Annotated in this window: 7 protein-coding genes; 1 reads left to right on the forward strand and 6 read right to left on the reverse strand. The window is 39.3% G+C overall.

The features are described 5' to 3' along the window. Positions 1–433: 433 nt before the first annotated feature. The 6 genes from CJ191_RS08855 to CJ191_RS08880 form a co-directional block, all read right to left on the reverse strand. The gene (locus tag CJ191_RS08855) at positions 434–652 is read right to left on the reverse strand and encodes a hypothetical protein (RefSeq protein ID WP_102199549.1); all 219 of its coding nucleotides are present in this window, start codon (positions 650–652) and stop codon (positions 434–436) included. An 83-nt stretch (positions 653–735) separates the two neighbouring features. Next, the gene (tsaD, locus tag CJ191_RS08860) at positions 736–1,746 is read right to left on the reverse strand and encodes a tRNA (adenosine(37)-N6)-threonylcarbamoyltransferase complex transferase subunit TsaD (protein ID WP_070467829.1); all 1,011 of its coding nucleotides are present in this window, start codon (positions 1,744–1,746) and stop codon (positions 736–738) included. A 30-nt stretch (positions 1,747–1,776) separates the two neighbouring features. Next, positions 1,777–2,271 (reverse strand): ribosomal protein S18-alanine N-acetyltransferase, encoded by a 495-nt coding sequence (gene rimI, locus CJ191_RS08865; protein WP_070467828.1) that lies wholly within the window; start codon positions 2,269–2,271, stop codon positions 1,777–1,779. Positions 2,272–2,274: 3 nt separating this feature from the next. Further along, a complete protein-coding gene (gene rimI, locus CJ191_RS08870) occupies positions 2,275–2,898 on the reverse strand; it encodes a ribosomal protein S18-alanine N-acetyltransferase (RefSeq protein ID WP_102199550.1) in 624 nt (207 codons plus the stop codon). After that, complete coding sequence (gene tsaB, locus CJ191_RS08875; RefSeq protein ID WP_102199551.1) at positions 2,867–3,625, reverse strand: tRNA (adenosine(37)-N6)-threonylcarbamoyltransferase complex dimerization subunit type 1 TsaB; 759 nt, start codon at positions 3,623–3,625, stop codon at positions 2,867–2,869. The genes rimI (CJ191_RS08870) and tsaB overlap by 32 nt, the downstream gene beginning before the upstream one ends. A gap of 526 nt (positions 3,626–4,151) precedes the next feature. Further along, a complete protein-coding gene (locus tag CJ191_RS08880; protein WP_102199552.1) occupies positions 4,152–5,585 on the reverse strand; it encodes an MFS transporter in 1,434 nt (477 codons plus the stop codon). 235 nt (positions 5,586–5,820) lie between these two features. Between CJ191_RS08880 and CJ191_RS08885 the strand changes: the two genes are divergently transcribed. Continuing rightward, positions 5,821–6,747 (forward strand): VOC family protein, encoded by a 927-nt coding sequence (locus tag CJ191_RS08885; protein WP_070467825.1) that lies wholly within the window; start codon positions 5,821–5,823, stop codon positions 6,745–6,747. Positions 6,748–6,844 lie beyond the last annotated feature (97 nt).

Consider the following 6,844-nt stretch of genomic DNA (forward strand, 5'->3'; position numbering starts at 1 on the left):
AATAGGTCATGAATTTTCCTTCTTTCAAGTATATTGTGGTGATTTACTTTATTTTAGGATTTCATGGCCTTTTTGTATACCCAAAAATAGTGCTGGCGGAAATTCCTAAGAATTTCCCACCAACACTATTTATCATAGAACCATTAAAAAAAGACTAGACAATTCTAGTCTCAAAAAAACTTATTTTTTTACCTGTCTACTTGACAGGGGTCAGTTCACAACTCTCATAAAATTAGTCTAACTTTTGGGGTCCCCTATACGTTCTTTTTGGTTTCGGTATTTATCATAGAACCATTAAACATGGCCCTTCCGTTATTGAATATTTGAAATATATTATTTAAATTATTAGTATGATTATTTATGTTCGGTCACCAACACTATTTGACACAGGACCCTTTTCATTTCATCATCTGAGCGAATAGATCATCGCCTTCTACAGGCTAAAAGCCCAATATAGAAAGACCAATCCAGTGATTACAGCAATAATCAAAAGAAAGATAATAATATCCACAAAAGTATCACTAGGATTATCACGAATTCGATCAGATTGTTCTTTGAACCGCTCTTTCCGTCGTTGTTGCGCTGAAAGTTCTTCTAGACGATTTCGGCCTTCATGTTTATCTTGCGTATCCGTTTTTCTTTTCTTAAACATTACCCACCGCCTTCTCTTTCTTACTTGATGATAGATTCTTTTCTAATTATAAAGAAAACTTGCCTTGCTTCAAAATATTTTATCTATGATAAACGCATACCTGGTTTAGCATCTAAAGCTAAAGAGGCAAATTGCTGTGTTTGGTATAGGGACTCTGCTGCAGCACCTATCATCGCCGCATTGTCACCGCAAAGGCTTAACGGCGGGAACTGTAAGGTCACTAATCGGTCTAACCCCTCAACCGCAGCAGTTAATTGGCTACGCAAACCTTTGTTGGCTGCTACACCACCCGCAACTAGCAAGTGATTGATTTCTGAATATTGGTTTAAGGCAGCAATTGTCCGACCCACCAATTGATCAAGCGCTGCTGCTTGGAATGAAGCTGCTACGTTATTCATATCCAACGTTTCATTCTTTTGTTTAGCATTATGCATATGATTGATTACAGCAGATTTTAAGCCTGAGAAAGAAAAATCTAATGTATCTTCATCCTTCATAGCTCTTGGATATTGATAAACATCTTCCCCTTCATGTGCCATTTGGTCAATAATTTTCCCACCTGGATAAGGCACTCCGATGACACGACCAATTTTATCGTAAGCTTCTCCTACAGCATCATCACGCGTATCACCAATTGTTTCAAAATCATTTTCTCCGCGCATAATCACTAGTTCAGTATGACCACCGGATACGACTAATGCCAACAATGGATAATCCATTGGCGCAATTAGTTGGTTAGCATATATATGTCCAGCCATATGGTTAACCCCGATTAAAGGTTTTTGATGCGCAAAAGCCAAAGTTTTGGCTGCCGTAACCCCGATTAATAACGAACCAACCAGGCCGGGGCCTTGGGTTACTGCGACAGCGTCCACATCTTCCCAAGTAGCGTTACCTTCACTCATCGCTAGGTCGATGATTTGGGTAATTTGTTCAACATGATGACGACTAGCGATTTCAGGTACTACACCGCCAAACCGCATATGACTTTTTATTTGACTTGCGACAACATTAGACCGCATATCTGTGCCGTTTTGGACGATCGCAGCGGATGTTTCATCACAAGAAGATTCGATTGCTAGTATTGTTGCCATAGCAAAAAATGGCTCCTTTCAATTTGTTATTCAAATTTTATCTGCTAAGTTTCGTTGATAAATTATAGCGTCGTCTAAGTCTACAGGATAATAGTTGGGACGACTAGCAATTTGTTTGAAGGCTAGTTTTTCATATAGTCGCCGTGCAGGTTGATTACGGCTACGGACTTCAAGGGTCACTATTTTTCCCTTATTTTGGGCAAAATAAGGCAAAGCTTCTTCAAGCAGATGGTAGCTAAGCCCTTGTCTACGATAGTCAGGCAAGACGGCAATATTGAAGAGTTCTACCTCCTCAAATATGAATTGAAAATGCGCTAGTCCAACAATCTCTAAGTTTGCTGGATCGCGCATAATAAAGAAATGATGGTATGGATTATTGAGACTTGCTTCAATGGCTTTTGCTGACCAAGATAAATCTGTTGAAAAGGCTTGGTGTAAGCTAGCGTGGATATCAGTAGCCATTTTGCCTAAATCTTTGGAGTCTTGAGTTTTAGCCCACTGATGGTCTAGATGGTCAATTTGCACGGGTTACACCCCTTCGACAACTTCGATTTGTTCCACATTAATAAGGGGAGATAACCGCATTTCATAGGCATCTTCGTCATTATCAGAGTAATAGTTCTCTTTGGTATCACTTTCATAAAAGCCGAAACGTTGATAAAAGCGTTGTGCGCCATGGTTTGATGCCCGCACTTCTAGTGTCATAACATTTCGGTCCAGTTGTTTAGCACAATCAATAGCTCGGTCTAGTAAAGCAGACCCGATACCAATAGATTGGTGATCTGGATGTACGACTAAGTTTGAAATATGGACATCCGTCCGGTCACGGCGACAGCCAATAAACCCTACCAATTCATCACCTAAGAAGGCTTGGATATAATAGGTATGAGGATTTTGAGTCATGTCATACAAGAAGTCGCGTGCTGTCCAAGAAACGACTTGATGGTAAGCGCGATATTCAACATCAACCATTTGATGAATAACTGTCGTATCTTGCATCACAAAAAAGAGCGATTGTCCATCTGGTAAAGCGATTGATTGTTTGTCTAATGTTAAATCAGCTACTAGAGATTTCTTCACGGTAAATAACACCTGTCGATTAAAATTTTTGAAAATTGCTTTAATTTGTTCTCTCCACATACGTGCCTTCATCTGCCTTAGCCTCCTCAGGATTTTGAGCGACCCAATTTTCTTCAGCTTCCGATAATTTTGCATAGTTTGGAATAAAAGTATCGACATCCACTTCTCTTAGTGGTAATGCACCTAGGTGGCCAGCATGAATTAAACCTGATTCACTTGGGAAAATAATGGCTTCTTCGCCAAACTTAGCCTCAATATCTGAGCGGAAAGCTTCAATATCTGGACTCACAAAATTTAACGATAATCCTTGTAAATCATCATGGTCAGCGAGATATGCTGCAACTTGGTCCAAAAAGTCAGTAAATAAACCGTGTGATGTGGTGAATAATGGCTTAAATGTATAGCCTTCTTTTAGATAAACGGTCGCGAAAACTGTTTTTCTTCTAGCATCAATGAAAGGGATGACTAAACTTGGACCAGTTGTTGCCTGTACATTACCTGCTAAAGCCATTAAAGTTGGTAAAGTGAATAAAGGAATACTTAGGGTATTGGCTAAAGTTTTTGCCGCAGTTACGCCAATCCGCAATCCTGTATAAGATCCCGGCCCTTCCGTCACAACAACCCCATCCAAGTCGCTAGGTTGCCAATTGACTAACTTGAACATACTATCAATTAGTGGGAGCAACTGCGTTGAATGTTTAATTTTTGTGTTGGTGGTCGTTTCTGTGACAACCTGGTCCCCATCACGTAGGGCGACACTTAAAGCTTGTGTTGATGTATCAATTGCTAATGTTTTCATATAACCACCTTATCTAAACTCAATACGAAATAGACCAATTCAACGATAGGTCTCGCACCCTGTGAAGTTGGGTTCGCGTCTCCAGAAAGGACTGCGTTTCAGATGATGTTGTAGCTGACTTCGCATCTACTGCCTTCATCTTCCAACGGTTCCTTTCTTGGCGTCGACGCTCACACCCTTTTTAGTCGGGCTCGCTTTGGCAATCCGGTCTCCACTTCAGAAATATTTGCAGCAAGTAAACTTGCTACGGCATATTCCTTCCAGTGTTACCTGCCTGAGCGCCAAAGCTCACACCCTTTTTCTTAGTCGAGTTCGTTCGACCAGCTCAAGTCCTCTTCAGATTAGTTTTTGACACACCTTGTGTGTCACGCACTAATCTTCCAGAGTTGTTGAGCTTAACGGTCTCACTCACATCCTTTTTCTTAGTATATCAAATTCTGTCTTTTATTTGTGAAGACAATTGATGTTCTTATTGGTTTTGTCTTGTTTGTTCATCAATTGTTTTCTTTGATATTCATATGTTCAACTAGCCGTTATCAATTGTATGACCTAAGTCTTTTTGCATTTTATGATAATCTTCTTTTGAGATGTTAAATACCAATAAGTAAGCTATGAATACTAATCCAAAGCCAAACAAAGGAAATAGAATGGACATATTATAGATAGCATTCACATTTGATGCGGTCCAAGTTGATGCATTATTAAGTGCCAATGAAGGTGCTGCAAAGGCAATTAATAACGGTACAGCGGCAGATGAGAAGGCGGTCCCGATCTTACGACAGAAGATATATGAAGAATATAATGCGCCATCTGAACGGAAACCTTGTTTCCATTCATTATAGTCACTGGCATCTGAAATCATGGCCCATGATAACAGTTGGAAACCAAATGTAAACATATTCGCTAAGGCCATTAAAGCAATCCAAATATATACATTTTCTACTGGAAATAATAACATTGCGCCATAAATTACCAAACTAGCGATTAATGGCACGATGATGACTTGGCGTTTACCAAATTTACGAACTAGCGGTGTAATCAATAAAGCGCCGATTGCCAAGGGGGCAATTTCAATTAAAGTAAACCAAGAGAATAATGCGCCATTGTTATATTTCACTTGTAAAGTCATTTGATGTAATTGTGATGCAGAATAAATAAATATCGTTTGTGCCGTACCTGCAATAATTTGTGCAATAAGGGCGCGGTTTGAACATAAAATTTTTAAGGTTTCCAGTATGGACGGTTGATTTTTGATTTGTTCTTGGTCGACTTGTATCCGTTCTTCTACATTTGAATATAGTAAAAAGAATGAAAGCAAAGCAACAATTCCCAAGCCTAGCATTACTGGAAACATGAGTTGCCCTTGAAATTGAGAAACAACTTGGCCCTCTACTCGCCTATCTTGGTATACAATGAGTGGAATCATGGCTACTGGTAATTTAGCCACCCCAGCCCCTATTGAACGGGCAGTAGATAGTTTCGCACGCCCATCAGAAGCATCTGTTATTACTGAGTTTAGGGTGCCATATGGAATATTCACTAAGGTATAAGTAAAATCCCAAGCAATGTATGAAATCGCGCAAATAGCTAATTTCACTCCATAGCTCATTGAACTGGTGTCAAAGTACATAAAAGCAGAAGTAATCGCGAGTAGAGGTCCTCCAATCAATATAAAAGCTTTATAACGATTTCCTTTAAAGGGTTTGATGCGGTCAGAAAAATAGCCAATTAATGGATCATTCACCGCATCAAAGACACGTGTCAAAATCATCAAGGCTGCAAAATGTGTCGCTTCTATACCAATATAAGACATATAAAAAATTGTCAGGTAATAAGTTACGACTGAGTAACTCAGATTACAACCAAAGTCTCCAAAAAAATAACCAATAATGTCACGGAAACCAAATGGACGTTTATCAGATGCTACCATCGTCATCGGATTTTCGTACGAGTCACTCATTCCATTCCTCCTGTAATTACCACGCGCTTTTTCTTCACATTGTCACAGTCTTATTCTAACAAATAAAATTAAATTTTTTGTTAATTATGATAACTTTACATCATCTTCACAATGCATCCGGCGAAAACGGGAATGCAATTACCATATACCACAATTTCACTTGATTCGAATCAGAAATAATGCTACACTTGTCTTGAAAATTATTTCGAATTAGAGATAAACGAGGAGGAGTATCATGATAGAAACTATTCAAAAACTACATCACATTTCAGCTATTGTCGGTGCCCCTAACCAAGTATTGAAATTTTATCGCGATATCCTAGGTTTACGTCTGGTTAAGAAAACTCTCAACTATGACGACCCTTATACTTATCATTTATATTTTGGCAATAATGAAGCTGATACTGGTACAATCATTACCTTCTTCCCATGGGAAAATGATCGCCTTGGTCAATTAGGCGATGGTCAAGTAGCGACGACTTCTTTTGCTATTCCAGACGGCAGTCTAGCCTTTTGGCAAGATCGTTTAAATGCTAAGGGTATCCCATTTTCTCGTGGTAGTCGTTTTGCGAATGAAACCATTCTAGTAAAAGATTTCCACAACTTAAATATTGAACTAGTTGAAAAGGATTGGGGTAAAGCCAATACCTACGCCGTTGACGACATAACATCTGAAACAGCTATCCGAGGCTTCGCTGGAGCAATCTTATATAGCCACCGTCCAAGTCATACGGTTGAACTATTCGATCAGATTTTTGGTTGGCACAAAATAGCCGAAGATGATCAATATATTCGCCTACAAGCGCCCGGTGACCACAAAGAATGGTTAGATATCCGAAAAACGTCCGATAGCTTTGGTAAGATGGAAATTGGCACTGTCCACCATATTGCCTTTGAAGTAGCGGACGAGGAGGTCTTGAAATATTGGCTTGAAATTGCTCAACAACGTGGATACCGCACAAGTGAGATCAAAGACCGCGACTACTTTAAATCCCTCTATTTCCGTGAGCGTGGTGGTATCTTAATTGAGTTAGCAACTGCTGGTCCTGGTTTTACTTGGAATGAAACAGTTGAAGAACTGGGTAGCCAATTATTCTATCCAGCGAAACATGATGCCGTTATTGCCCAAGTTAAAGCCAAATTACCCCCGCTAGATTTCTAATAAAGCCAGCTATAAAGATGTCAAGGAATAAATTGAAAGTTTAGGACGTGATTCTGAAGTGTGATTTTGAAGGAATTTATGTTATTGCTTTTAAAGA

This window comes from Aerococcus viridans (assembly GCF_002871935.1).
Taxonomy (GTDB): Bacteria; Bacillota; Bacilli; order Lactobacillales; family Aerococcaceae; genus Aerococcus; species Aerococcus viridans_B.